At 39.5% G+C, this 23,470-nt stretch carries 20 protein-coding genes; 10 read left to right on the top strand and 10 right to left on the bottom strand.

Annotation, left to right across the window (positions count from 1 at the left end):
• Positions 1-42: 42 nt before the first annotated feature.
• Together B3297_RS24690 and pyrE are read right to left on the bottom strand one after the other, a co-directional pair.
• Positions 43-441: an SRPBCC family protein gene (locus B3297_RS24690; RefSeq protein ID WP_286779669.1), complete on the bottom strand. Its 399-nt coding sequence runs from the start codon at positions 439-441 to the stop codon at positions 43-45.
• Between the two features lie 19 nt (positions 442-460).
• On the bottom strand, positions 461-1,111 hold the full coding sequence (gene pyrE / locus B3297_RS24685) for an orotate phosphoribosyltransferase (protein WP_070567741.1): 651 nt from the start codon (positions 1,109-1,111) through the stop codon (positions 461-463).
• A gap of 22 nt (positions 1,112-1,133) precedes the next feature.
• On the opposite strand from pyrE, the gene B3297_RS24680 reads away from it, so the two are divergent.
• The 4 genes from B3297_RS24680 (at position 1,134) to B3297_RS24665 (ending at position 4,160) form a co-directional block, all read left to right on the top strand.
• Positions 1,134-1,721 carry an NUDIX domain-containing protein gene (locus B3297_RS24680; RefSeq protein WP_236560231.1) on the top strand — a complete coding sequence of 196 codons (588 nt, stop codon included), beginning with the start codon at positions 1,134-1,136 and terminating at the stop codon, positions 1,719-1,721.
• Positions 1,722-1,779: 58 nt separating this feature from the next.
• Entirely contained in the window at positions 1,780-2,496 is a 717-nt protein-coding gene (locus tag B3297_RS24675; protein ID WP_286779668.1) for a 3-ketoacyl-ACP reductase, read from the top strand.
• Between the two features lie 120 nt (positions 2,497-2,616).
• The gene (locus B3297_RS24670) at positions 2,617-3,678 is read left to right on the top strand and encodes an NADH:flavin oxidoreductase/NADH oxidase (RefSeq protein WP_286779667.1); all 1,062 of its coding nucleotides are present in this window, start codon (positions 2,617-2,619) and stop codon (positions 3,676-3,678) included.
• An 89-nt stretch (positions 3,679-3,767) separates the two neighbouring features.
• Positions 3,768-4,160 carry a VOC family protein gene (locus B3297_RS24665; RefSeq protein ID WP_070567749.1) on the top strand — a complete coding sequence of 131 codons (393 nt, stop codon included), beginning with the start codon at positions 3,768-3,770 and terminating at the stop codon, positions 4,158-4,160.
• Between the two features lie 64 nt (positions 4,161-4,224).
• Here the strand turns inward: B3297_RS24665 and infB are convergent, their stop codons facing one another.
• From infB to B3297_RS24645, 4 genes are all read right to left on the bottom strand, one after another.
• A complete protein-coding gene (gene infB, locus B3297_RS24660; protein ID WP_070567751.1) occupies positions 4,225-7,374 on the bottom strand; it encodes a translation initiation factor IF-2 in 3,150 nt (1,049 codons plus the stop codon).
• A 103-nt stretch (positions 7,375-7,477) separates the two neighbouring features.
• Positions 7,478-8,719, bottom strand: coding sequence for a transcription termination factor NusA (gene nusA, locus B3297_RS24655; RefSeq protein WP_070567754.1), 1,242 nt, complete (start codon positions 8,717-8,719; stop codon positions 7,478-7,480).
• A gap of 5 nt (positions 8,720-8,724) precedes the next feature.
• On the bottom strand, positions 8,725-9,189 hold the full coding sequence (gene rimP / locus B3297_RS24650; RefSeq protein ID WP_070567756.1) for a ribosome assembly cofactor RimP: 465 nt from the start codon (positions 9,187-9,189) through the stop codon (positions 8,725-8,727).
• Between the two features lie 237 nt (positions 9,190-9,426).
• Positions 9,427-10,203, bottom strand: a complete 777-nt coding sequence (locus B3297_RS24645) for an XRE family transcriptional regulator (protein ID WP_070567758.1) — start codon at positions 10,201-10,203, stop codon at positions 9,427-9,429.
• Positions 10,204-10,305: 102 nt separating this feature from the next.
• On the opposite strand from B3297_RS24645, the gene B3297_RS24640 reads away from it, so the two are divergent.
• Positions 10,306-10,629: a GIY-YIG nuclease family protein gene (locus B3297_RS24640; RefSeq protein WP_112376125.1), complete on the top strand. Its 324-nt coding sequence runs from the start codon at positions 10,306-10,308 to the stop codon at positions 10,627-10,629.
• 68 nt (positions 10,630-10,697) lie between these two features.
• Here B3297_RS24640 and B3297_RS24635 read toward each other — a convergent pair whose 3' ends face one another.
• A complete protein-coding gene (locus B3297_RS24635) occupies positions 10,698-12,959 on the bottom strand; it encodes a penicillin-binding protein 1A (RefSeq protein WP_312905617.1) in 2,262 nt (753 codons plus the stop codon).
• Positions 12,960-13,477: 518 nt separating this feature from the next.
• On the opposite strand from B3297_RS24635, the gene rpoN reads away from it, so the two are divergent.
• From rpoN to B3297_RS24620, 3 genes are all read left to right on the top strand, one after another.
• Positions 13,478-14,944, top strand: a complete 1,467-nt coding sequence (rpoN, locus tag B3297_RS24630) for an RNA polymerase factor sigma-54 (protein WP_286779665.1) — start codon at positions 13,478-13,480, stop codon at positions 14,942-14,944.
• Between the two features lie 80 nt (positions 14,945-15,024).
• Positions 15,025-15,900 carry a carbon-nitrogen hydrolase gene (locus tag B3297_RS24625; protein WP_286779664.1) on the top strand — a complete coding sequence of 292 codons (876 nt, stop codon included), beginning with the start codon at positions 15,025-15,027 and terminating at the stop codon, positions 15,898-15,900.
• A 90-nt stretch (positions 15,901-15,990) separates the two neighbouring features.
• The gene (locus tag B3297_RS24620; protein WP_286779663.1) at positions 15,991-17,067 is read left to right on the top strand and encodes an agmatine deiminase family protein; all 1,077 of its coding nucleotides are present in this window, start codon (positions 15,991-15,993) and stop codon (positions 17,065-17,067) included.
• Between the two features lie 108 nt (positions 17,068-17,175).
• Here B3297_RS24620 and agaR read toward each other — a convergent pair whose 3' ends face one another.
• The 3 genes from agaR to proS all read right to left on the bottom strand — a co-directional run bounded on the left by agaR (position 17,176) and on the right by proS (position 20,434).
• Entirely contained in the window at positions 17,176-17,937 is a 762-nt protein-coding gene (gene agaR, locus B3297_RS24615; RefSeq protein ID WP_046675473.1) for a transcriptional repressor AgaR, read from the bottom strand.
• A gap of 220 nt (positions 17,938-18,157) precedes the next feature.
• Complete coding sequence (locus tag B3297_RS24610; RefSeq protein ID WP_070567772.1) at positions 18,158-18,946, bottom strand: hypothetical protein; 789 nt, start codon at positions 18,944-18,946, stop codon at positions 18,158-18,160.
• A gap of 15 nt (positions 18,947-18,961) precedes the next feature.
• Positions 18,962-20,434: a proline--tRNA ligase gene (proS, locus tag B3297_RS24605; protein WP_046675471.1), complete on the bottom strand. Its 1,473-nt coding sequence runs from the start codon at positions 20,432-20,434 to the stop codon at positions 18,962-18,964.
• Positions 20,435-20,612: 178 nt separating this feature from the next.
• Here proS and B3297_RS24600 point away from each other — a divergent pair, with 178 nt between their 5' ends.
• Positions 20,613-21,803 (top strand): hypothetical protein, encoded by a 1,191-nt coding sequence (locus tag B3297_RS24600; RefSeq protein WP_286779662.1) that lies wholly within the window; start codon positions 20,613-20,615, stop codon positions 21,801-21,803.
• A gap of 70 nt (positions 21,804-21,873) precedes the next feature.
• Positions 21,874-23,466 carry an OmpP1/FadL family transporter gene (locus B3297_RS24595; RefSeq protein ID WP_070567778.1) on the top strand — a complete coding sequence of 531 codons (1,593 nt, stop codon included), beginning with the start codon at positions 21,874-21,876 and terminating at the stop codon, positions 23,464-23,466.
• The last annotated feature ends 4 nt before the right edge of the window (positions 23,467-23,470 follow it).

Here is a 23,470-nt window from a genome sequence, read left to right as displayed (position 1 = left end):
AATTTGAGACAGCTTCTTTTTTTATATTCGCTATGAACCAACCTACCCTAGCTTTTCTTTTAATTTGTTGACCTGAAAGTCAACCAATTTTTGAAGCGGCCCAGAAGCGATCATTTTCATCATCATGTTGAGATCAGCATCTATGATAAAGGTTGCCTTTGTCACTGTACCAGCAATAACTTGCAATTCCCAACGAAGAGTTACGTCAAAAGGTGCCTTCTCTAAAGGAGTCAACTTAATAAGATGATTCTCAACACGCTCTTCTACGCGAAGAGCCAATTTTGCCATATTCTGTATTGTAAATCGCGCCTCGTCCGTAGTCGAAGACCAATTGTAGATATTTTCAGGCATCAACTGCTCATGATTGTTGAGATCCGCCAAAAACGCATACACCTCGCCGACATTTTTGTTGATTTCTGTTGTATTCTGAATAGTAGTCATAACGATAAATTAATCCTCTTTATTGAAAATTGTCGCCCCAAGTAGCCGGGTTCAATCGCCACTTTTTCAAGATCTCAATATCCTCTTCCAATACATAACTATTTTCAGCAGCGACCTGAATCAAAGCATCATAATTACATAGACTGAAATAAGGACATTTTGCATCAGCAAAATTATCAGTAGCTTGTTGCAATCCATAAGTAAAAATAGACACCAAGCCAACAACATTGCAGCCAGCCTCACGTAACGCCTTTACAGCCACTAAACTACTCTTACCTGTCGAAATTAGATCTTCAATTACAACTACGCGTTGACCGCTAACTACTTCACCTTCAATTAAATTCTGACGACCATGATCCTTAGCTGAGCTTCTGACATAAGAAAATGGTAGTCCCAAATCTTGTGCTACCAAAACGCCTTGTGGAATACCTGCCGTAGCAACTCCAGAAATCATATCCACTGATCCAAACTCTTCTTGAATAAGCTTAGAAAGCTTTTGACGAATGTATGTACGAATCGCAGGATGAGATAAAGTGATACGGTTATCACAGTAAATTGGAGACTTCCAACCCGACGCCCATGTAAAAGGACTTTTAGGTTGCAATTTTATTGCTTTAATTTGCAATAAGGATTCAGCAACTTTTTGTTCAACCTCATTTAAATTATTCATGGCGCAAATTTATAAAATTTATATGAACGAAACCGTGCTAATTTTAGCAGATTTTGTTCCATCGAAAATCAAAAACCCACAAACAATTAGTTTTCAAGAGATTGACCTCCAAAAACTTTTCAAACAATCTGAAATTGATAAAGTTCCAAAAACATATCTCTACATCAACAAGGATTTTGAAACCGTATTTCAAAACTTAAAAAATAAAATTAAGCTCATTAAAGCTGCAGGTGGGCTGGTGAAAAATGGTGATGGAGACTATCTTTTTATCTACCGATTAGGAAAATGGGATCTTCCGAAAGGTAAAGTGGAAGAAAATGAAAAAATGCGGGAAGCAGCTGTACGCGAAGTTGAAGAGGAATGTGGCATCAAAATCAACTACTTAGGAAAAAAAATCACCACATCATACCATACCTATTTTTTGCGAAATGGAGAATTCGTCTTAAAAGCAACGAACTGGTATGAAATGGGAGTCAACAAAGTCCCTAAATTGATTCCGCAAACTGCAGAAGATATCACAAAAGCAGAATGGCGTCATGTGGACCAATTTGAAGACATACGCAACAATACTTACCCCATTATCGAAAATATCCTAAAAAAGGCAAAATAAATTGCCTTTCTTAGGATCATCTGACAGGAATAAAAAAGATCATGCCTATTTTTATATTATGGAAAATATAACAGGAAAAAGAGCCTTAATTACGGGTGGTGCGCGAGGATTGGGGAAAGCGATTGCCTATGCATTAGCGAAAGAAGGTGTTCATATCGCGATTACCGGTAGAAATGAAGCTGCTTTAAAGGATACGGCCACGGAACTTGCCGAGCTGGGCACTGAGGTCACTTATGCCGTCTTTGACGTATCAAATTATAGTGCAGTACAGGAGGAGATCGAGCGATTGAAAAATACCTTCGGTAGCTTTGACATATTAGTTAACAATGCGGGAGTAGCATCGTTTTCCACTGTGCTCGACATGGATGTTGCCGATTGGACATCGATCATTCAAACGAATCTCCTGGGTACATATTTTGTTACAAAAACTATTCTTCCGCAACTGATTGAAAAAAATCAAGGCGATATCATAATGGTATCTTCGACTGCCGGATTAAATGGCGCAGCCACCACTTCCGCTTATAGTGCATCGAAGTTTGGCGTCATCGGCTTCGCCGATTCTTTAATGCGGGAAGTACGGAAAAACAATATTCGGGTATGTACACTTATGCCTAGTACGATTGCCTCGGATATGCCCAAAGATCTTGGACTTACCGATGGTGATCCAGAAAAAGTTCTTCAGCCTGAAGATTTCGCGGAGCTGATCATTGCTAATTTAAAACTACCAAGAAGAGCCATGTTAAAATCAGCTTCTTTATGGTCTACAAATCCCTAATAATCGAATAGCTATTCATCAGGGTCAAATACAGCCCTTTTAATAGCTTTCTTTTATGATACAAAGAAATTGATTAAGATAGGAGCTTTCATTGCTCCTATCTTCTATAAACAAGCAATTATGAGTCAATTATTTTCATCAGTAAACATCGGAAATTTACAATTGAAAAATCGTTTGGTTGTATCCCCAATGTGTCAATACTCGGCAAAAGATGGTTTTGCAAATAACTGGCATTTGGTTCATTTGGGCCAATTTGCAATCGGCGGAGCTGCAGCAGTAATACAAGAAGCAACAGCAGTTAGCCCTGACGGTCGAATCAGTGATGGAGACCTTGGTTTATGGGACGACCAGCATATCGAAAAATTAAAAGAAATAACCGAGTTCATTAAAGCAAATAATTCCATACCTGGCATACAACTTGCCCATGCAGGCCGCAAAGCAAGCAGCAATAAACCTTGGCTTGGCAGGAATCAATTTTCACCAACGGACCCTCAGGGCTGGCAAACAGTTGCTCCATCTGCAATAGCTTTCCATGCAGGAGATTATGAACCACAGGAACTTGATGTTTCCGCCATTGAAAATCTGATTGAACAATTTGGAACAGCGACGAAAAGAGCAATCCAAGCCGGCTATGAAATTATTGAACTCCATGCAGCACATGGATATCTGATCCATCAATTTCTTTCACCACTGAGCAACTTACGAAAAGACACTTTCGGCGGGATCTTTGAAAATAGAATACGCTTTCTTATTGAAATTGTGAAAAGAGTAAAACAAGAAATAACAAGCCAAAGTTTATGGGTACGTATTTCAGCAACTGACTGGGCAGAAGCCGGCTGGGACTTAAAGCAATCCATAGCCTTATCACAACAGCTATATGCATTGGGGGTAGACCTGATTGATGTTTCAAGTGGAGGATTGGTCTCCTATCAAAAAATAGATGTAGGACCAGCATATCAGCTCCCTTTCGCCAACGCTATTAAGGAGAATACCAAGAATAACGTTGCCACTGTAGGTTTAATTAAAACTGCTATTGAAGCATCCGAGATCATTACGCGAAAGCAAGCAGATTTAATCTTAATCGCACGGGGATTTCTTGATGATCCACACCTTCCATTACATTTTGCCAAAGAATTAGACGCTGAAGTTCCTTGGCCTAAACAATATGAAAGAGCAAAATAATAGGAGAGACATGGTAAAATAGTCTGTATATGCTCCATATCCTAAACGGACAAAAGATATAACAAATGCCATGAGATAAGTATTTAAAGATGAAATTAAACCTCAACAAGATACATCATATTGCCATTATCTGTAGCAATTATGAACGTTCAAAGAAATTCTACACGGGCATACTGGGCCTGGAGATTGCTAGAGAATATTATCGTGCGGAACGTGATTCTTACAAACTGGACCTCAAACTCAACGATCATTACATTATAGAACTTTTTTCGTTCCCATCACCGCCTAATCGGCTCAGCTTTCCAGAAGCTGCCGGTTTAAGACATCTTGCATTCGAAGTCGATAATCTCGACATCGAATTAAATAAGCTCGAAAAAGCAGGTGTATCACATGAAGGGATCAGAATAGACGAGTTAACAAATAAACGCTTTACATTCTTCTTTGATCCTGATCAGGTTCCAATAGAACTATACGAACGTTAAAACAGAAAGCGGCATTGATTAAAATCAATGCCGCTTTCTGTTTTATTAGTGTACCACTAAGTGATTACAATTTACGTTTCACTTCAACTTGTTCGTAAGCTTCAACAATATCTCCTACTTGAATATCGTTGAAACGGTCAATATTCAAACCACATTCATAACCCATTGAAACTTCTTTCACATCGTCTTTAAAACGTTTCAACGATGCCAGTTTACCAGTATGAATTACAACACCATCTCTGATTATGCGGATATCATTATTTCTATTGATCTTACCTTCTTTAACCATACATCCGGCAATCGTACCCACTTTAGAAATTTTGAAGGTTTCTCTGATTTCAACCTCAGCAACGATTTTCTCTTCAAATTTCGGCGCCAACATACCCTCCATCGCAGATTTGATTTCATCAATCGCATCATAGATGATCGAATATAAACGTACATCAATTTGCTCGTTCTCTGCCAACTTACGTGCGTTTTGTGTTGGACGTACTTGGAAACCTATGATAATCGCATCGGAAGCAGAAGCTAACAATACATCTGATTCAGAGATTGCACCCACTGATTTGTGAATGATATTAACCTGAATTTCGTCAGTAGACAATTTCAATAATGAATCTGATAATGCTTCAATAGAACCGTCCACATCACCTTTAACGATAATATTAAGTTCTTTAAAGTTACCGATAGCCAAACGACGACCGATTTCATCCAAGGTAATATGTTTAGTTGCACGCATGCCTTGCTCGCGTTGTAACTGAAGACGTTTGTTAGCTACAGTTCTAGCTTCAGACTCGCTTTCAAGAACATAAAGCTTATCCCCTGCTGTTGGTGCGCCGGCCATACCCAAGATTTGCACTGGAACAGAAGGTCCCGCCTCTTTAACACGTTCACCTCTTTCATTAGTCAAAGCCTTCACCTTACCTGAATGCGATCCCGCTAAAATAGGGTCTCCAACACGTAATGTACCACTTTGTATCAACACCGTTGTCACGATACCACGACCTTTATCCAAAGCTGCTTCAATTACTGAACCAACAGCACGTTTTTTCGGATCAGCTTTTAGATCTAACATCTCAGCTTCCAATAGAACTTTCTCTAATAATAGGTCAACATTTTCCCCCGTTTTTGCTGAAATCTCTTGCGCTTGGAACTTACCGCCCCAGTCTTCAACTAAGATATTCATCGCAGAAAGCTGCTCACGGATTCTATCAGGATTTGCTCCCGGTTTATCTACTTTAGTAAATGCAAATACGATTGGAACTCCTGCTGCCTGCGCGTGGTTGATCGCTTCTTTTGTTTGCGGCATGACGGCGTCGTCAGCTGCGATAACAATAATAACAATATCTGTTACTTTGGCACCACGGGCACGCATCGCTGTAAAAGCCTCGTGACCAGGAGTATCCAAGAAAGTGATCTTCCGACCATCCTCCAATTTCACCGCGTATGCACCGATATGTTGGGTGATACCACCCGCCTCACCAGAAGTAACGTTCGCCTTACGGATATAATCCAGTAAAGAGGTCTTACCATGGTCGACGTGTCCCATGACCGTTACAATAGGCGCTCTTGAAATCAAGTTCTCTTCTGTATCCGGTTCCTCCAATTCAGCAGTCTCCTCATCCTCAGGTTTGATAAACTCTACCTGATAACCAAATTCATCCGCTACAATGGTTAAAGTTTCCGCATCTAAACGCTGATTAATTGACACGAACATACCCAAACTCATACAAGTTGCAATAATTTGGGTTACCTGAACGTCCATCAAATTAGCTAATTCGTTTGCAGTTACGAACTCTGTAACACGCAATACTTTTGCCATCATTTCTTGCTCCATTGCAGCTTCTTCCGCATGTTGAGCAACATCATCACGTTTCTGACGTCTCAATTTGGCACGTTGCGCAAATTTACCAGATTTACCTGCACCACTCAAACGAGCAAGTGTTGCTTTGATTTGATCTTGGATTTCCTTTTCAGTAGGTTCTTCCTTATTCTCAACAGGTCTTCCCTTACCTCTATTGTCAAAACGATTACCGTGTTGCGGTCTCGTACCTTGTCCTGGTCTACCTGAGTGTTGGTTGTTACCTCCTTGTCCCGGTCTACCTGGGTGTTGGTTGTTGTTTTGCCCTTGACGATTGTTCGGGTTGTTGTTAGGGCCATGATTCCCACCTCGGTTACCTCCTTGTTGGTCCCGGTTGTTGGGATTGTTACCATCGCGCGGTCCACGGTTTTGATTATTATGACCTTGACCTTGCCCCGCATTTGGGTTTACTGGACCATTTGGATTCGTACGCTTACGCTTACGTTTCTCATTATTATTTCCAGCATTTGAAGATGAAGCCACTGGTTTGTGGGAAGGTCTAGCAGATGGTAATTCAATTTTACCAATGACTTTAGGACCTGTCAATCTTTCCGCACGAGCAGAAATAATTTCATCTCCTTGTTTTTTCGCAGGCTCCACTATTGGAGTTACTGGCACAGCTTTCGGCGCTGTTTCTTCTTTTTTCTTGTCTTCTACCTTCACAGGTTCAGTTTTTGTCTCTACAACCGGAGTTGCTTTTACTTCAGTTTTATTTACTTCGGGTTTTTCTATTTCAGCTTTTGGTACAACAACTTCCGGCTTCTTTTCAATAACCTTTGGTTCTTCTTTTTTCGCTTCAACAATAGGCGCTTTGACTTCGGCTTCCTTCTTTTCTTCCACCTTAGCTTCAGCTTTAGCCTCTACAGGCGTTTCTTTAATGGTTTTTGGTTCCTCCTTAACAGGTTCTTCCTTCTTGACCTTACTTCCGCCTCTATTCAATGCGTCAAGATCAATCTTACCAACCACCTTCATACCACCTTGATGAACGGGCTCCTCCACTTTTGCAGGAGTAGTTTCCTTAACAGAAGGGATTTCTACTGTATTCTTGACCAAGATTTCCTTGGATTCATCATGATCTTCGAAATCCTCATTCTTAGATGATTCCTTAGGAGAAGAGGACGGCGACTCCTCACGACGAATTTTGCCAATCACAATTTGTTTAGCTTCATCTTTCAGTGATTTGTCTCCCTGAAACTCTTTTAACAGCACACCATACATCTCTCCGCTCAATTTAGTGTTAGGCTTTGCTTCTACATCATATCCTTTTTTCACTAAACATTCCACGGCGGTATGTATCCCGATGTTGAGTTCCTTTGCTGCTTTAAGCAAGTTTGTTCCTTTTCCTTCAGTCATCTATAATATAAACTATTTTAATATAATTACAAAAATATGTTTTTTTCCATCCATAAACAATTTATTCCGAATGTTAGATAGAAAAAAATTAACGAGCTGAATTTTATTCAAATTCAGCTTGTAAAATACGTACAATCTCACGAACAGTATCCTCTTCCAAATCGGTACGTCTAACCAGCTCTTCCTCGCTAAGAGACAACACCGACTTCGCTGAATCCAAGCCGACACGCTTCAATTCATCAATAACCCAGCTTTCAATCTCATCGCTGAATTCTTCGATATCGACATCTTCATCAAACTCGTCATTTTCGCGATAAACATCTATTTCATAACCAGTCAATTTACCAGCCAATTTAATATTATGTCCCCCACGTCCAATGGCTAAAGAAACTTGATCCGATTTTAAATATACAGCCGCAGTCTTATTTTCTTCATCGATTTTGATTGAGCTAATTCTTGCAGGGCTCAAAGCACGAGCGATGTACAACGAATGATTTGTTGTAAAATTAATTACATCAATATTCTCATTACGCAGCTCACGAACGATACCATGAATACGAGACCCCTTCATACCAACACAAGCTCCTACAGGATCAATACGATCGTCATAAGACTCAACAGCAACCTTTGCTCTTTCCCCTGGCTCACGAACGATTTTCTTGATCGTAATCAAACCATCGAAAATCTCAGGAACCTCAAGTTCAAATAAACGTTGTAAGAACGCAGGTGCAGTACGTGAAATAATAATCTTCGGATTATTATTCATCATATCTACTTTATGCACAACTGCGCGAATGCCATCTCCCTTTTTGAAATAGTCAGCTGGGATTTGCTCTGATTTAGGAAGAATTAATTCATTCCCGTCCTCATCCAATACCAAGATCTCCTTTTTCCAAATCTGATAGACCTCACCAATGACCAACTCTCCTTCTCTATCTTTATATTTCTTAAAGACCTCGTCTTTTTCCAATTCCAAAACCTTAGATACAAGCGTCTGACGTGCCGCTAAAATTGCACGACGACCAAAGCTTTCCAATGTGATCTGTTCAATAAAATCATCACCTACTTCCAAATCTTCATCATGCTTTCTAGCTTCCGCTAATTCGATTTCAAGGTCATCATCTTCTGAAAACTCATCTTCAACAACGACACGCGTCCTCCAAATCTCCAAATCTCCGTTATCTGGATTCACGATAACATCCACATTTTCATCCGTACCAAAACGACGACGGATCATACTACGAAAAACCTCTTCCAATACTGTAATAACAGTAGGTCTATCGATATTCTTAAACTCCTTAAACTCTTGAAAAGAGTCTATCAGATTGATGTTGCTGTTACTCATTATTATTAAAATGAAATTACCACTTTTGTTGCTTTTATTTGATCAAAAGGAAGTTCTTTTTCTACCTCTTGTGCTTTTTTACCTTTTTCTTTTATCTTTTGAAGAACATTGATCTTCATCTCGTCTACGGTCAATAATGTACCTTCAACTTTTGTATTATCGTTCAACTTTACCTGAACTGTACGACCTATATTCTTTTGATACTGTCGGATATTAACAAAATTAGCATCAATACCTGGAGATGAAACCTCTAAACGGTAAGCATCATCAACTACATTTTCCTCCTCCAAGTGGAAACCAACATGACGGCTCACCTGTGCGCAATCATCAATATTCACACCATTATCTCCGTCCAAAAGAATCTCGAGAATTTTATTTGGGCGCATCTTCACACTGACGATAAACAAATCCTCGCGATCTGCAATTTTTTCCGCGATGAGTTCAATAACTCTCTTTTCTATATGCTGCATTGTTCTGTTTCTAGAAATGCTAAATTAATTGAATTAAAAAAAGGGGGCAATACGAGCCCCCTTCCTTTCAGATATGCAAATATAGCATTTTATAAAATAAAAAACAAACTTAGATAGATTGTTTTTATATTCAATATACCTACAGTCCCTATAAAAATAAGCTATCGATCGCTCCTCAGTCCTTGCAATCATCTTCACAGCGTGACTAAATAATAAAAATACGTAGATAATTCTCCACTATTTAGAACCATCCACCACTGCATTAATCGTCTTCTGCATTTGCGCCATCATGCTTGTCAGGGTTTCTATGGTTGGCTCCGGAGTAGGTTCGGGCAGCTGTGTACTGATAAAAGCCTTAGCCTTCCACACTTCAAGAATATCAGCAGTCTCTACCCAATAAGGCTCATAGGTCTTATTATCAGAAACAAGCTTCAAACCTTTATCCTCTTTAAATTTAAAAGCAACGCGTTTATACACCACACCATCTTCTTTCGACACGACAATATAGGTACTTCCTGGTTTAATATCATGCCAATTTTCTACGTATTCGGCCACAATAATAGAACCAGAAGGTAAAGGCAACATCGAATCCCCTTTTATTTCAAAAGCACGAAATGTCCCCTGACCAAACATAGGTAGCGAAAACTTTGGCAACTCAGCAACATATTCTGGATCACCATATCCATTTAAATACCCCGCACTAGCCTTAACCGGAACAAGTTCGATATTTTCACGATCATCTGCATCCACAGTCACACTAAGCACCCTTAAATTTGAGGCATTGCTTTTAGGAACCGGCTTCCATTTGTCATCAATAACATCGTTTGCCAACTCATCCATAGTCAAACCATAGAATTCGGCAATCTTCTTTAATAACTCATATTTAGGCTCTGCTCGATCTTCCTCGTATGCACCGACAGACGCACGCTTAATTTCCATAAGATCAGCAAATTGTTGCTGGGTGATTTTTTTTCCTTTTCGAAGGAATTTCAGATTGGACGAAATATTTGACATATTATTTTTTCAAAAAAATATTTTGCAAAAACTAATTTTATTAGTAATATTGTGCCAATAAAATTAGTAAATATATTTTAAACGTCCAAATAATTTAGCATTATGAACAATTTTATTGTATATATATCAACTGACAACAATCGGAAACACTTTAAAATCGGTCTCAGTTCCAACATCTTTAGTACAGTAATGGAACTACAGCAGTCCAATAATTTTATTTTCAACCAGGGCCCTAGCTTAAATCGAATAATCTACACAGAATCTTTCACAAATTCGGAGACCGCCAATAAGAGAATAAGTGAACTGCAACATTTTACAACCATGCAAGTCGAAAGGCTCATCCGTAAATATAATCCTAATTGGAATAATCTTTTCCCTCAGCAACACCAAACGTTCACCAAGAGAGATTCCAACCACGCAGCCTAGCATAAAAAAAGCCACCTTAGTTAAACTAGGCGGCCATCTTTATTTTTTAGATATATCTTTAACTATTATCAGTTTTGACTACCAAGCTCCTCCAACGAGGATGACCCCACGCTACTCGTTCCGCTATCAGCACCTTCAGTATGATTACGCTCAACAGGATGCTCCGTTCCCTCTTCCTCAGGCCCTATTAATCCTTCATCAGCGGGCTCTTCTACCTGCGTAGAATCACTCTGCTCTGGCTCTGGATCGCTATAGCGGGGAGTTTCGCATTTGTAAGATTTTGTAATTTCGACAGTCGGGCTAGGAAACTTACCTTGCGTATACCCCAACTGCTTATCTTTATATACTGACTCCATGTATACGCCAAATATCGGCAATGCTGTACGGGAACCTTCTCCCGAATGGGAATTTTTAAAGTGAATACTCCGCTCGTCACAACCAACCCATACACCTGTGACCAAATCTTTCGTCACCCCCATATACCAACCATCCACATATTCAGACGAAGTACCTGTCTTTCCTCCAATTTCATTTTCCTTATCAAACAAGTCCCACTCCCACAATCCCTGAGAGGTACCCCCAGGTTCTTCCATGCCACCACGAAGCATATAGGTCATCAACCAGGCATCTTGCTTATCCACAACTTGTTTACGTTCCGCCTGAAAGGTCGCAATCACATTACCGTCATGATCTTCGATCTTAGACACCAATAAAGGAGTAACACGCTCGCCATGATTCATCATCGTCGAGTACCCATTCACCATCTCAAAAACAGAAACATCATTTGGCCCCAAACCCACCGAGGCAACAGGATTTAATTTACTCGTAATACCACAACGATGCGCTGCATCGACTACTTTTGCAGGCGTAACCATATCAGTCAATTGTACCGTTACCGAATTAATTGAACGCGCCATTGCGTGACGCAAAGACATTTCACGATAGGAAAAATTCCAGTCTGCATTTTTAGGCTCCCATATCTCCACAGAGTCCCCTTTATCAATCTTGATTGTAACGGGTTTATCTGTAATCTTGTCACATGGAGACATCCCCGACTCCAAAGCAGCCAGGTATACAAAGGGTTTAAATGTAGAACCAGCCTGTCTCTTCGCCTGCATCACGTGATCATACTTAAAATATTGATGGTTTATACCACCCACCCACGCTTTAATTTCACCCGAATATGGATCCATAGACATCATTCCCGCATTTAGCATCATAGCATAATACTTCAACGAATCCATTGTGGACATATCTTTTTCGATCTTACTACCATCCCTCCAATTATAGACTTCGATCTTCTTCTTTTTATTCAAGAAGTAATTGATGCTATCCGGGGTATTTGCATATTTTTTGCTTAAAAAAGCATAATAAGGAGTTTTCTTTGCCAAATTATCCAAAAAGTTCGGAATAACCTTACCTGATAAATCGCGCCAAGGCTCCTGTCCTTCCCAGGTATTATTTAGACGTTGCTGCAATTCGACCATTTGTTTCGCCACAGCCTCTTCAGCATGTTTTTGAAGCTTAGAATTTATCGTGGTGTAAATTTTCAAACCGTCTGTATAGATATCGTAATTATTATCCTCAGACCATTTCTCCAACCACTTAGCAACAGCAGCACGCAAGTAAGAATCTCCCCCAGCATTCAGGTCTTGACTATTCGTATTCAAAACAATCTTCTCTTTAACCAGACGATCATATTCCTCTTTTTTCAAAAAACCGCCTTTATACATCTGGCTTAAAACCGTGTTTTTCCGCACAAAAGCATTTTCGGGATTGCGAATAGGGTTATATAAGGTCGTACCTTTTAACATTCCGATCAAAACAGCAGCTTCATTTTGATTCAATTGATTAGCCCCCTTTGAAAAATAGCGCTTTGCAGCAGTCTCAATACCATACGCATTGTTACTAAAGGATACTGTATTTAAATACATTTCCAATATCTGATTTTTGGAATAGCGTTGTTCCAATTTATAAGCCGTCATCCACTCCTTGAACTTTGTCACCACCAAGCCCGCGACAGGAAGACGTGTCAACAAACCGCCTGCCTTATTATAACGTGTACGATAAAGATTTTTAGCTAATTGTTGCGTAATGGTACTCGCGCCACGCTTATCTCCTTTTAATGTAGAGATAATACCGGACCCAAGTCCGAAAAAATCAACACCATTATGACTATAAAAACGAACATCCTCAGTTGCGATCAACGCATTCGTCACTGACTTCGGAATACTATCAAATGGAATTGGATTCCTATCCTCATCAAAATACCGCCCGATTAAAACACTGTCTGCGGTATATAACTCCGTTGAAATATTAACACTTGGCATAACAATATCCTTTTTTGTCGGAGAATAACCGAAAAGCCACAAAAAATTCAATTGTATAGCACAAACCAATATAATGATAAAATATATTGCTATAACGAGATAACGAAGAATCCTATTCTTAATACGTTTAAACATAAATGGAAATTTATCTTATATTCAACACATCCGACAAGCAAAAGGTTTTATGCCCATCAAATATGCCTCTATATCTATTTTCAGGGGCTAAATATACAACTAAATAAATCGCTGTAATCAACTATTTACATTTTTTAACAATAAAAAACAGACCATAATCAACTGTAAAATATGACATGGTTCCAAAGGATTGATTTTGAAAATTACCACGACAATTAAATAGCAAAGGGGATATCTGGGAAAACAAGCCGAATCTACTCTTTTTTATAAATTTGGCTTCGCGTTCCACAAATATTATACCCATTTTTCATTTATTATCGATTTTATTTTAAAATAATAATGATATTTGTTTAAATTTAGATGTAAAAAAGTCAACTATTAGCATGTTAAAACAAACATTACAACAAAAGCTATTACAGAAATTGTCGCCGCAACAAATCCAATTTATAAAATTGTTGCAGGTTCCGACGGTTTCATTAGATGCTAGAATCAAGGAAGAATTAGAAGAAAATCCTGCGTTAGAAGATGGTAGCTTGACGAATATGACGGATCCTATAGAAGAATATCCCGATAAAGATCCAGATGATAATTTTGACAATGAAGATGGGTTCGACTCTGAAGACTTTAGTTTAGAAGACTATATTCAGGAAGATGATTTCAAAGATTACGGCAGTGGCTATGACTATGGAGACGACGATGATGACCGGAAAGAAATGCCTGTTGCTATTCAGCACTCTTTTTACGAGCAGTTACAACAACAATTAGACCTTTTGGCGTTAGATGACAAACATTTTTTAATTGGCCAACAAATTATTGGCAGTTTAGATGATGACGGTTATTTGCGGCGTCCGATTATCAATCTTGTCGACGATCTCGCTTTTGGTCAAAATGTAATGACTGATGAGCAGGAAGTACTTGACATGCTAAAAGTAATTCAAGATTTTGAACCTGCTGGGATTGGAGCGCGGGATTTGCAAGAGTGTCTGTTAATCCAGTTACAGAAAAAGGACACACAAAATCCTACAATCAAACTTGCGATTAAAGTTGTGGCAAATTACCTTGAAGAGTTCACGAAAAAGCATTATGATAAATTAGAAAAATCCTTAGGCGTTTCATCGGAGGATTTGAAAAATGTTGTCAACGAGATCCTAAAACTTAATCCAAAACCAGGAGACTCCGGCGCTGTCGCTGGCAAACAACTTCATATTATCCCGGATTTCCATATCAGTAATAATGATGGCACATTACATCTGACGTTAAATGGCCGAAATGCACCCGAGCTCCGTATAAGTCGTGATTACCAGCATATGTTTGAACATTACGAGAAATCTGATCAAAAGGATAAAAAAATGAAAGAGGCCGTACAATTCGTCAAACAGAAACTCGACTCAGCCAAATGGTTTATTGATGCGATAAAACAACGTCAGCAAACCTTACTCAAAACGATGAATGCAATCATGGAATACCAATATGATTATTTCCTTACCGGTGATGATCGAAAATTAAAACCCATGATATTGAAAGACATCGCTGATAAAATCGATATGGATATATCTACTGTGTCTCGGGTAGCAAATTCAAAATATGTACAAACAGAGTTTGGAACCTTTCTCCTAAAATCATTTTTCTCCGAAGCCATTCAAACAGATTCTGGCGAAGAAGTATCCAATAAAGAGGTTAAGAAAATATTAGAAGAGTGCATCTCAAAAGAAAATAAACGGAAACCCTTGGCTGACGAAAAACTAACTGAGATCCTAAAAGAAAAAGGCTACAATATTGCGCGGCGAACGGTAGCAAAATATCGGGAAGCATTGAATATTCCTGTAGCAAGATTACGAAAAGAGCTCTAAGAGCTCTTTTTGTTTTTCCCACAGACCAAATCCAAATTAAGAATAGTATCTTTGTGCTGTATTAAAATAAGCATTAAAGAATGAGCAAAGTAAAAGTTGGAGTTGTACAGATGAGCTGTACCGCAAGCAAACAAGAGAATCTCGAAAAAGCTATCGCTAAAGTAAAAGAAGCCGCTGCAAAAGGTGCGCAAATTGTGTGTCTGCAAGAACTATTTACCTCTTTATATTTCTGCGATGTGGAAGATTACGACAATTTCGCACTGGCTGAATCCATTCCCGGCCCATCAACGGACGCCCTATCGGCTGTTGCTAAAGAAGCAGGCGTCGTAATTATCGCTTCATTATTTGAAAAAAGAGCAGAAGGACTGTATCATAATACAACTGCTGTATTAGATGCAGATGGTTCCTACTTAGGGAAATATCGCAAAATGCACATTCCAGATGACCCTGCATTTTATGAAAAATTCTATTTTACCCCAGGAGATTTAGGCTACAAGGTATTCAAAACAAAATTTGGAAGAATAGGCATTTTAATTTGCTGGGATCAATGGTACCCTGAAGCATCTCGAATTACCGCATTGATGGGTGCAGAAATCTTATTCTACCCTACAGCTATTGGATGGGCAACAGATCAAGATGAAGAAACCAACAAAGATCAATACAATGCGTGGCAAACAATACAACGCTCCCATGCTGTTGCAAATGGCGTCCCTGTGGTATCTGTTAACCGCGTCGGATTTGAACAGGATGGTGCGATGAAATTCTGGGGTGGAAGCTTCGTAACAAATGGACAAGGAAAACTGCTTTACCTCGCTTCCCACGACAAGGAGGAAATTGAGGTTGTCGAATTGGACTTAAATGAATCGGATTATTTCAGAAAACATTGGCCATTTTTGAGAGACCGAAGAATCGAAACATACGCACCTATCACCAAACGTTTTATTGACGAAGACTAATATTGGATATTCTAGCCATTTCAGTTTCGAACGCACACAACTGTGCTGAAACGAACTGAAATGGCTTTTTTTAATCCCATTAAAATAAGTATGGAACAAAAAAAGACATTCACACAGGACTATTTTGACAATTCCCCGAAACAACAGGGCTTCTCATTTCCCGCAGAATGGGCAAAGCAAGAAGCCTTATGGTTGAGCTGGCCACATAAAGAGGAATCCTGGCCTAGGAAGATCGAAACAATATACAAACCCTATTGCGAATTTATTAAAGTCGTAGCAACCGGGCAAAAAGTAAGGATTAACGTCGCTAACGAGGAAATGCAAAATTTTGCTATTACCGCGCTCAAAGAAGTGACAACCGATTTTAGCAATATCGAATTCTATTTTAATCCGACAAACGATGCTTGGTGTAGAGACCACGGTCCCGCTTTTATTATTAACCAAGCAACAAATCAAAAAGCAGTAGTCGACTGGGGCTATAATGCCTGGGGTGGAAAATACCCTCCTTTCGACCTGGACGATATTGTTCCGACACGTATTGCCACAACATTCAACCTTCCTCTATTTGTCCCTGATATCGTCATGGAAGGCGGTTCAGTTGAGTTTAATGGCGCAGGAACAATCATGACAACAACGGCTTGTCTATTGAATAAAAACCGAAATCCACACCTGACAAAAGAGCAGATAGAAACTTATTTAAAAGAATTTTACGGTCAGGAACAGGTTTTATGGCTTGGAGACGGTATCGTTGGAGACGATACAGATGGACACATTGACGATATCACACGTTTCGTCAACGAAAACACCGTTTTAACAGTTGTCGAGGAAGATCCAAGGGATGAAAACTACGAGATACTTCAAGAAAATCTAGCAACACTTCGTTCATTTAGGCTCTTAAATGGAGAGCCACTGCATATCGTTGAGCTCCCAATGCCAGCACCGGTCATCTATGACGAAACAAGATTGCCTGCTTCTTATGCTAATTTCTACATTGCAAACGATATCGTTGTTGTACCGATCTTCAACGATAAAAATGACCAAAGAGCACTGGATACTATCCAAGGCTGTTTCCCTACACGTAAAGTCATCGGTATAAATTCCGTTGACATTATTTGGGGTCTGGGAAGTTTCCACTGTTTAAGCCAGCAGGAGCCGGCACTGAGCTAAAAAAACTATCCATAGAAAAAATGTCCCCAAAAAGTTAAACACTCTTTTGGGGACATTTTTTATGATAAAAAGTCGAGCATAGTTTTGAGTTTTTTTTGTTAAACTGTGTTAAACAACTATGACGTTTACCCCAGCTTTTTCTAACGATTCCACAAAGCTTGTATTTACTTTGTCATCGGTAATTAATATATCAATTTTATCAAAACCACAAATTCGTCCGAAACTTCTTCTTCCAAATTTGGAAGAATCTGCAAGAACGACAACTTTTTGAGCCGTATCGATCATAATGCGATTTAATTGAGCTTCCTGCGCACTTGACGTTGATACCCCGTACTCCAGGTCAATCCCGTCTACACCCAAAAACAATTTACTGCAATAAAAATCCTGTAATAAATTTTCTGCATACTTTCCCGTTACGGATGTTGAGGTCTTGCGAAGCGTCCCCCCCATCTGCATGATTTCAACCGAAGGATATTTGATCAATTCCATTGCAACATTCAATGCCGAAGTCACTACAGTAATATTTCCTTTAGGAACAATCTGCTTTGCTAGCGACTGCATGGTCGTTCCTGAAGCTATAATGATGGAATCATTTTCCTCAATCATTTCAGCCGCTTTTTTCCCGATCCTGCTTTTATCATCCGAACGAAGTTTCTCTTTTTCAAATACGGTACGATCAGTCGTATAAGGATTATATTGTGTTGCCCCGCCATGCGTCCTAAACAACAATCCACTATCTTCCAACAAGGTCAAATCCTTCCGAATGGTCACAGAGGAAACGCCCAATTCCTCACATAGATCAATTACCTGAACTACGCCGACTTCCTTTAATTGTTTTAAGATATATTGATGTCTCTCTACATTTGTCATGGCTCTATTATAATATGCTGTTAAAATACTAATCTATTATCGGTTTGTTCAAAGGAAAACACCAATATCTGGCAAAAATTTCTCGATATGGGTAAATTCCCGCAAATATGACCCCCTACTTAAATTTCCCATAGTAGAATTGATGTTAAAATAATGAAATTATTTAATTTTTTCACCTTGGTAGTCACAAATTCATTTTTCTTTTTAAAATAAAAATGAATTAAAATTGCAAAGGATCAGGCAGGACATATTCATATTCCAGTTCCTCTTGAAGTAATTCACCCCTAACTATTTTTTGAATCGTATTCGTTGCTTCGAATGCAAGTGGCAAAATATAGCCATATTTTTTTGCAGACGCTAGAATTACGTCCTTTTTTTTAGGATGTAAGGGAGCAACAACATTGTATACAGTATGTTTAAGCACATTGCAAGATGCCGCCTCTAACAGTCTGATCACATCATCGATATGAACAAAATTGGCTGGCTGTTCACCCGTCGTACAAATACGTTCGGAAAAATATTTGGCAAAAACACGGTTTTTACCAAACAAACCTCCTAATCGATAAATTATGGTATCAGCCAATCCCAACATGCATGCTTCAGCAAGCAAGAGTTTTGATGAGAGCTCGGTTGTATCTGCATAGAATTCATCAAATACAGCATCTTTATCCGGATAAATTCCAATAGAGCTCAGAAAGACTTGTTTCTTCCAAGTAATGTGCCTGTAAAATGATTTAATATTCGAAAATCTGTTTTCAAGAATCGATACACTATTTTTCTGACTTGCCGGAATACTGTTTAATACGAAGTCAAATTGAGTAGGTAAATCTATCCTTGCTGGAAAGTTTTCATAATCAAAGTCTAGAATAAATGAAAAAATACCATCGGCATTCAACCGATGGTATTTTTCAGATGTTGTCGTACTAGCCCAAACCTCATGGCCTTGATACTTCATATGTAGCGCAAAAGATTCTGCAAGCCAACCACATCCCAAAATGAGTATCCTCATATTCTGATAAGACTATTAATAGGCTTTTGCAAAGAGTACACGACGATTTGAAGGCTTCCCGGTAAAGATACAAACACCTTCCTCTTCTTTCGCATCCAGAGGAATACAACGAATTGTTGCCTTGGTTTCTTCTTTTACGCGTTTTTCTGTTTCTGTTGTTCCGTCCCAATGACAAGAGATAAAACCACCCTTACCTTCCAGCACTTCTTTAAACTCATCATACGAATTCACTTCAGTGAAATGCGATGTCCTGAAATTTAATGCTTTTTGGTATATATTTTCTTGTATAGTATCTAGCAATTGTACAATAGTACCGGCCAAGCCCTCCTGAGCAACCGTTTCCTTCGTTTGGGTATCACGTCGCGCTAATTCTACCGTACCGTTTTGCATATCTCTTGCCCCGACTGCGACACGTACAGGAACACCTTTTAACTCCCATTCTGCAAATTTAAAGCCCGGACGTTGAGTGTCCCGATCGTCGTATTTTACGGATATGTCGTTCACCCGTAATTCTTTTGTCAACTGATTCACGAATTCATCGATCTGTGCTTTTTCTGCATCAGTTTTAAAAATCGGAACAATGACAACTTGAATTGGTGCCAATTTTGGTGGCAATACCAATCCTTGATCATCTGAGTGAGCCATAATCAATGCACCCATCAAACGTGTAGAAACACCCCAAGAGGTCGCCCAAACATGCTCCAATTTTCCTTCTTTAGACGTAAATTTCACGTCAAACGCCTTTGCAAAGTTTTGGCCGAGGAAATGAGAAGTTCCTGCTTGCAATGCTTTTCCATCTTGCATCAATGCTTCAATACAATAGGTATCCAAGGCACCCGCAAAACGTTCGTTTTCTGTTTTTCTACCACGTACAACAGGCACAGCCAATATCTTTTCAGCAAATTCCGCATAGACATCAAGCATACGTTCGGTTTCTTCAATAGCCTCTTCTCTGGTTGCGTGAGCTGTATGGCCCTCCTGCCACAAAAACTCCGCAGTACGCAAGAAAAGACGTGTACGCATTTCCCATCGTACGACGTTGGCCCATTGGTTGACCAAAATTGGAAGATCACGATAAGATTCAATCCAACCACGGTAGGTATTCCATATAATCGTCTCAGAAGTCGGACGTACAATTAGCTCTTCCTCCAATTTCGCCTCTTCATCCACTACGATCTTACCTGTACCATCGTTTTTTAATCTATAATGAGTTACTACCGCGCATTCGGTAGCGAAACCTTCCACATGCGCAGCTTCTTTTGAAAAAAACGATTTGGGAATGAATAAAGGGAAATAAGCGTTGCTATGACCTGTTTCTTTAAATCTTTTATCTAAGATCGCTTGCATCCGTTCCCAGATGGCGTACCCGTATGGTTTAATCACCATACAGCCTCGTACAGCTGAATTTTCAGCGAGATCAGCTTTGATCACAAGCTCATTATACCATTGCGAATAATCTTCTGCACGACTTGTTATTCCTTTACTCATATGAAATTGATAAATTATTGTAACATTCTTACGTTAAATCTCGTCTGCAATTCTAATACGAAAAGCGTTCAATAAAAAATATTTGTATTTTTGATTACTTCGATTAAACCCCGTCGAGAAATTTGCGTCTAAGATAGTAAATAAGGCTGTATAATCGAAAATAACGATTTAGGATATTATGAAAAAAAATAGATTATTTATCGGAGCACTTGCCATAACAGGAGCGTTCATGCTGGGTTCCTGCGGTACGAGTAGGCAAATCTATGGCGACGATGTCTATGGCAATAGTGGGCAAGCGAGACAAAAGGTTTACCAAAGCCCAGATTATTATTACACGGATGCAGATCAGGCCCAACCAAATGGACAGGCACAAGGTGGTTATTATGATGATGAATATTCCGATCAGGATTACAACAGTGATTCCTATGAAGATCTCGAATACGCTAATCGTATCAACCGTTTTTATTACGCAACTCCAGGGATGACCTATTTCGACCCATTTTTTGACCCATGGTATGGCTATGGCTTCGGTGGTTGGTACGGATACGGACCATCATTTGGAATGGGCTGGGGATGGAACTCTGGTTGGGGATCATCGTGGTCGATCGGCCTTGGATGGGGTTGGGGATCTAGCTGGGGCTGGGGATCTCCTTGGTATGGAGGCTATAGACTTTGGGGTGGCTGGTATGGCGGTGGCTACTGGGGATCAGGCTGGTACGGAAATGGATACTGGGGTGGTGGTTATTGGGGCAATTCGAGACCTCGTTACGCTTCAAGTAGATCTGTATACAGAGATAACTATAATACGCGAAGTTCATCATCAAGAACCCGGACTTCAGGCGGGTATGACCGTAACGGCGTTGCCCGAAATTCCGGCGGATATGATCGCACTGGCGTAGCGCGTGATTCGAGAGGAAGAATCACATCTGTAACTGGCAGATCGAGAAATACGGATGGTTCAGTTTCATCGCGTAGTTCATCATACGATAGAACAGGAGGAAGAACAAGAACTTCCGATGGCATATCAAACAGGGGTTATTCAGACGGTACGCGTTCAAGAACATCCGAGCGAGTAAACGGTTCCTACCCGAATAGTACACGCAGTACAGGTGGCTACTATAATAATGGCACGCGGTCACGCACAAGCTCTGGGGAGGTATCTCGTCCGATGAGCCGTTCCATGGAAACACGTTCTAGCAACCCAAGCTCGACGTCAAGACCAACCTATACGCCTCCAACAAGAAGCTATGATAGTGGTTCATCCCGCTCTTCTAGTGGTGGTTTCTCTGGCGGTGGTAGCTCGAGATCTTCGGGTGGAGGTTTCTCCGGAGGCGGTAGCTCAAGATCAAGTGGAGGACGTACTCGATAGTTAAAAGCATTTGAACAGTAGCATACAACATTTTGTATGCTACTGATTATTATTGACGACATTTCAGCATATGACAATCAAAAAATTACTTTTTGGAACTGCATTCGTTTTAGGTGCAGCAGGGACTACTCAAGCGCAATATACGAAAGATGTACTTTTATTTTCCCAAGGGGACAATGGTGGAACAGCTCGTTTTAAAGCCATGGGAAACGCTTCTACCGCATTAGGTGGAGATATTAGTTCGATTACGAGTAACCCCGCCGGCTTGGGCTACTTCAATCAGTCTGACGTATCGGTAACAGCCAGATACCTTAACAATAAAAATAAAACCGACTATTTTGGCCAAAATTCAAATAGCAGTAAGAATAATTTCAACTTGGATAATGCTGGAATTGTTTTTCACTTGCCAACTTATCGCAACGGAGGCAACTTAGATAAAGGCTGGTTAAATTTCAATGTCGGTATTGCTTATAATCGCAATTATGTCTATAATAATCTGCTAGAATATCGAGGAGTAAATAACACAAGTTCGATCTCTGACGCTTATTCTGACCAGCTATCGTCACCTGGCGGTATGAATGGCTGGGGCCAGGAAGTTTATAATAACTCTTTATTATTTGATAAAGAAACAGGCAATAACGGAAGATATTTCCCTATTACTGACTTTGATAATTTTAATGGAAAGGATGGCTTTGATCAGGTAAATTCTATTTTGGAAAAAGGCAGTAAATCCGAATCTGTATTATCTTTTGGTGCAAACTATAGCAACAAATTATATTTGGGGGCAGCTTTAGGATTTACAGCCTATAGTTATGACAATTCAAGTTGGTATACTGAATATGGAAGAACATTGAACGCCGAAAATTTGGCAAAACGTAATCCAGGTTCTGAATATTTAGATCCAAAAAACGTCGAAAAAAATAAAATTCTTGGCAAGGATTATGAGTTATTTGATGACTATATACAAGTAACTGATGGTACAGGTGTAGATTTCAAACTAGGGGTAATCTATAAGTTCACACCTACTTTCAGTATGGGCTTTACAGCCAAGTCGCCAACATTTATGAGTATTCGGGATGAAACTTATAGCAATTCGGAATTCCGCTATTTTAATCGGGATGAAGATAAATCTTTCAAGGAATACAGAACCAGTGATGACGCAGGACATAGTTACCTGGAATACAATATGAATACACCCTATAAATTGTCTGTAGGTGCTAGTCAAGTTTTTTCAAGAGGATTAATAACCGCAGATGTTGAATGGGTAGATTATGCCGCCATGCGTTTTAAAGATGTTGGCAACTACAGTAAAAGTTTAGAAAAGAACATGAACCAAAACATTAAAGATACTTACCAAGGTGCATTTAATGCGCGAATCGGTGGTGAAGTTTTATTTGATAATGTATTAAGTGGTCGAGCTGGTTTCAATTATAGTGGCAATCCTTATAAAGATGTAGATTATACCAACTATACGGCTTCTTTAGGTATTGGTGCGAAACTCGGTCGGGGAATGTATATTGATTTGACAGGAGCTTATAATGCCATAAAATATGAAGAAAGACCTTACCTTATAGATGAACAGTACTTTGGCAATACAAGTCCAATAGCCAATATAAAAAATCAACGAACCAATGTGGTATTGACAATTGGCTCTAAATTTTAAGAGA

Source organism: Sphingobacterium sp. UBA3519 (assembly GCF_002377215.1).
GTDB classification, from domain to species: domain Bacteria; phylum Bacteroidota; class Bacteroidia; order Sphingobacteriales; family Sphingobacteriaceae; genus Sphingobacterium; species Sphingobacterium multivorum.
This window is presented reverse-complemented; position numbering and strand designations above follow the sequence as displayed.

Excerpts from the sequence above, each read along its gene's own strand:
- B3297_RS24665 (WP_070567749.1), top strand. The coding sequence starts at position 3,768 with ATGAAATTAAACCTCAACAAGATACATCATATTGCCATTATCTGTAGC.
- B3297_RS24640 (WP_112376125.1), top strand. The coding sequence starts at position 10,306 with ATGAACAATTTTATTGTATATATATCAACTGACAACAATCGGAAACAC.
- B3297_RS24595 (WP_070567778.1), top strand. The coding sequence starts at position 21,874 with ATGACAATCAAAAAATTACTTTTTGGAACTGCATTCGTTTTAGGTGCA.
- B3297_RS24645 (WP_070567758.1), bottom strand. The coding sequence starts at position 10,203 with ATGTCAAATATTTCGTCCAATCTGAAATTCCTTCGAAAAGGAAAAAAA.
- B3297_RS24600 (WP_286779662.1), top strand. The coding sequence starts at position 20,613 with ATGAAAAAAAATAGATTATTTATCGGAGCACTTGCCATAACAGGAGCG.
- B3297_RS24670 (WP_286779667.1), top strand. The coding sequence starts at position 2,617 with ATGAGTCAATTATTTTCATCAGTAAACATCGGAAATTTACAATTGAAA.
- rpoN (WP_286779665.1), top strand. The coding sequence starts at position 13,478 with ATGTTAAAACAAACATTACAACAAAAGCTATTACAGAAATTGTCGCCG.
- infB (WP_070567751.1), bottom strand. The coding sequence starts at position 7,374 with ATGACTGAAGGAAAAGGAACAAACTTGCTTAAAGCAGCAAAGGAACTC.
- B3297_RS24635 (WP_312905617.1), bottom strand. The coding sequence starts at position 12,959 with ATGCCAAGTGTTAATATTTCAACGGAGTTATATACCGCAGACAGTGTT.
- proS (WP_046675471.1), bottom strand. The coding sequence starts at position 20,434 with ATGAGTAAAGGAATAACAAGTCGTGCAGAAGATTATTCGCAATGGTAT.
- B3297_RS24620 (WP_286779663.1), top strand. The coding sequence starts at position 15,991 with ATGGAACAAAAAAAGACATTCACACAGGACTATTTTGACAATTCCCCG.
- B3297_RS24690 (WP_286779669.1), bottom strand. The coding sequence starts at position 441 with ATGACTACTATTCAGAATACAACAGAAATCAACAAAAATGTCGGCGAG.
- rimP (WP_070567756.1), bottom strand. The coding sequence starts at position 9,189 with ATGCAGCATATAGAAAAGAGAGTTATTGAACTCATCGCGGAAAAAATT.
- B3297_RS24680 (WP_236560231.1), top strand. The coding sequence starts at position 1,134 with ATGAACGAAACCGTGCTAATTTTAGCAGATTTTGTTCCATCGAAAATC.
- B3297_RS24610 (WP_070567772.1), bottom strand. The coding sequence starts at position 18,946 with ATGAGGATACTCATTTTGGGATGTGGTTGGCTTGCAGAATCTTTTGCG.
- nusA (WP_070567754.1), bottom strand. The coding sequence starts at position 8,719 with ATGAGTAACAGCAACATCAATCTGATAGACTCTTTTCAAGAGTTTAAG.
- B3297_RS24625 (WP_286779664.1), top strand. The coding sequence starts at position 15,025 with ATGAGCAAAGTAAAAGTTGGAGTTGTACAGATGAGCTGTACCGCAAGC.
- pyrE (WP_070567741.1), bottom strand. The coding sequence starts at position 1,111 with ATGAATAATTTAAATGAGGTTGAACAAAAAGTTGCTGAATCCTTATTG.
- B3297_RS24675 (WP_286779668.1), top strand. The coding sequence starts at position 1,780 with ATGGAAAATATAACAGGAAAAAGAGCCTTAATTACGGGTGGTGCGCGA.
- agaR (WP_046675473.1), bottom strand. The coding sequence starts at position 17,937 with ATGACAAATGTAGAGAGACATCAATATATCTTAAAACAATTAAAGGAA.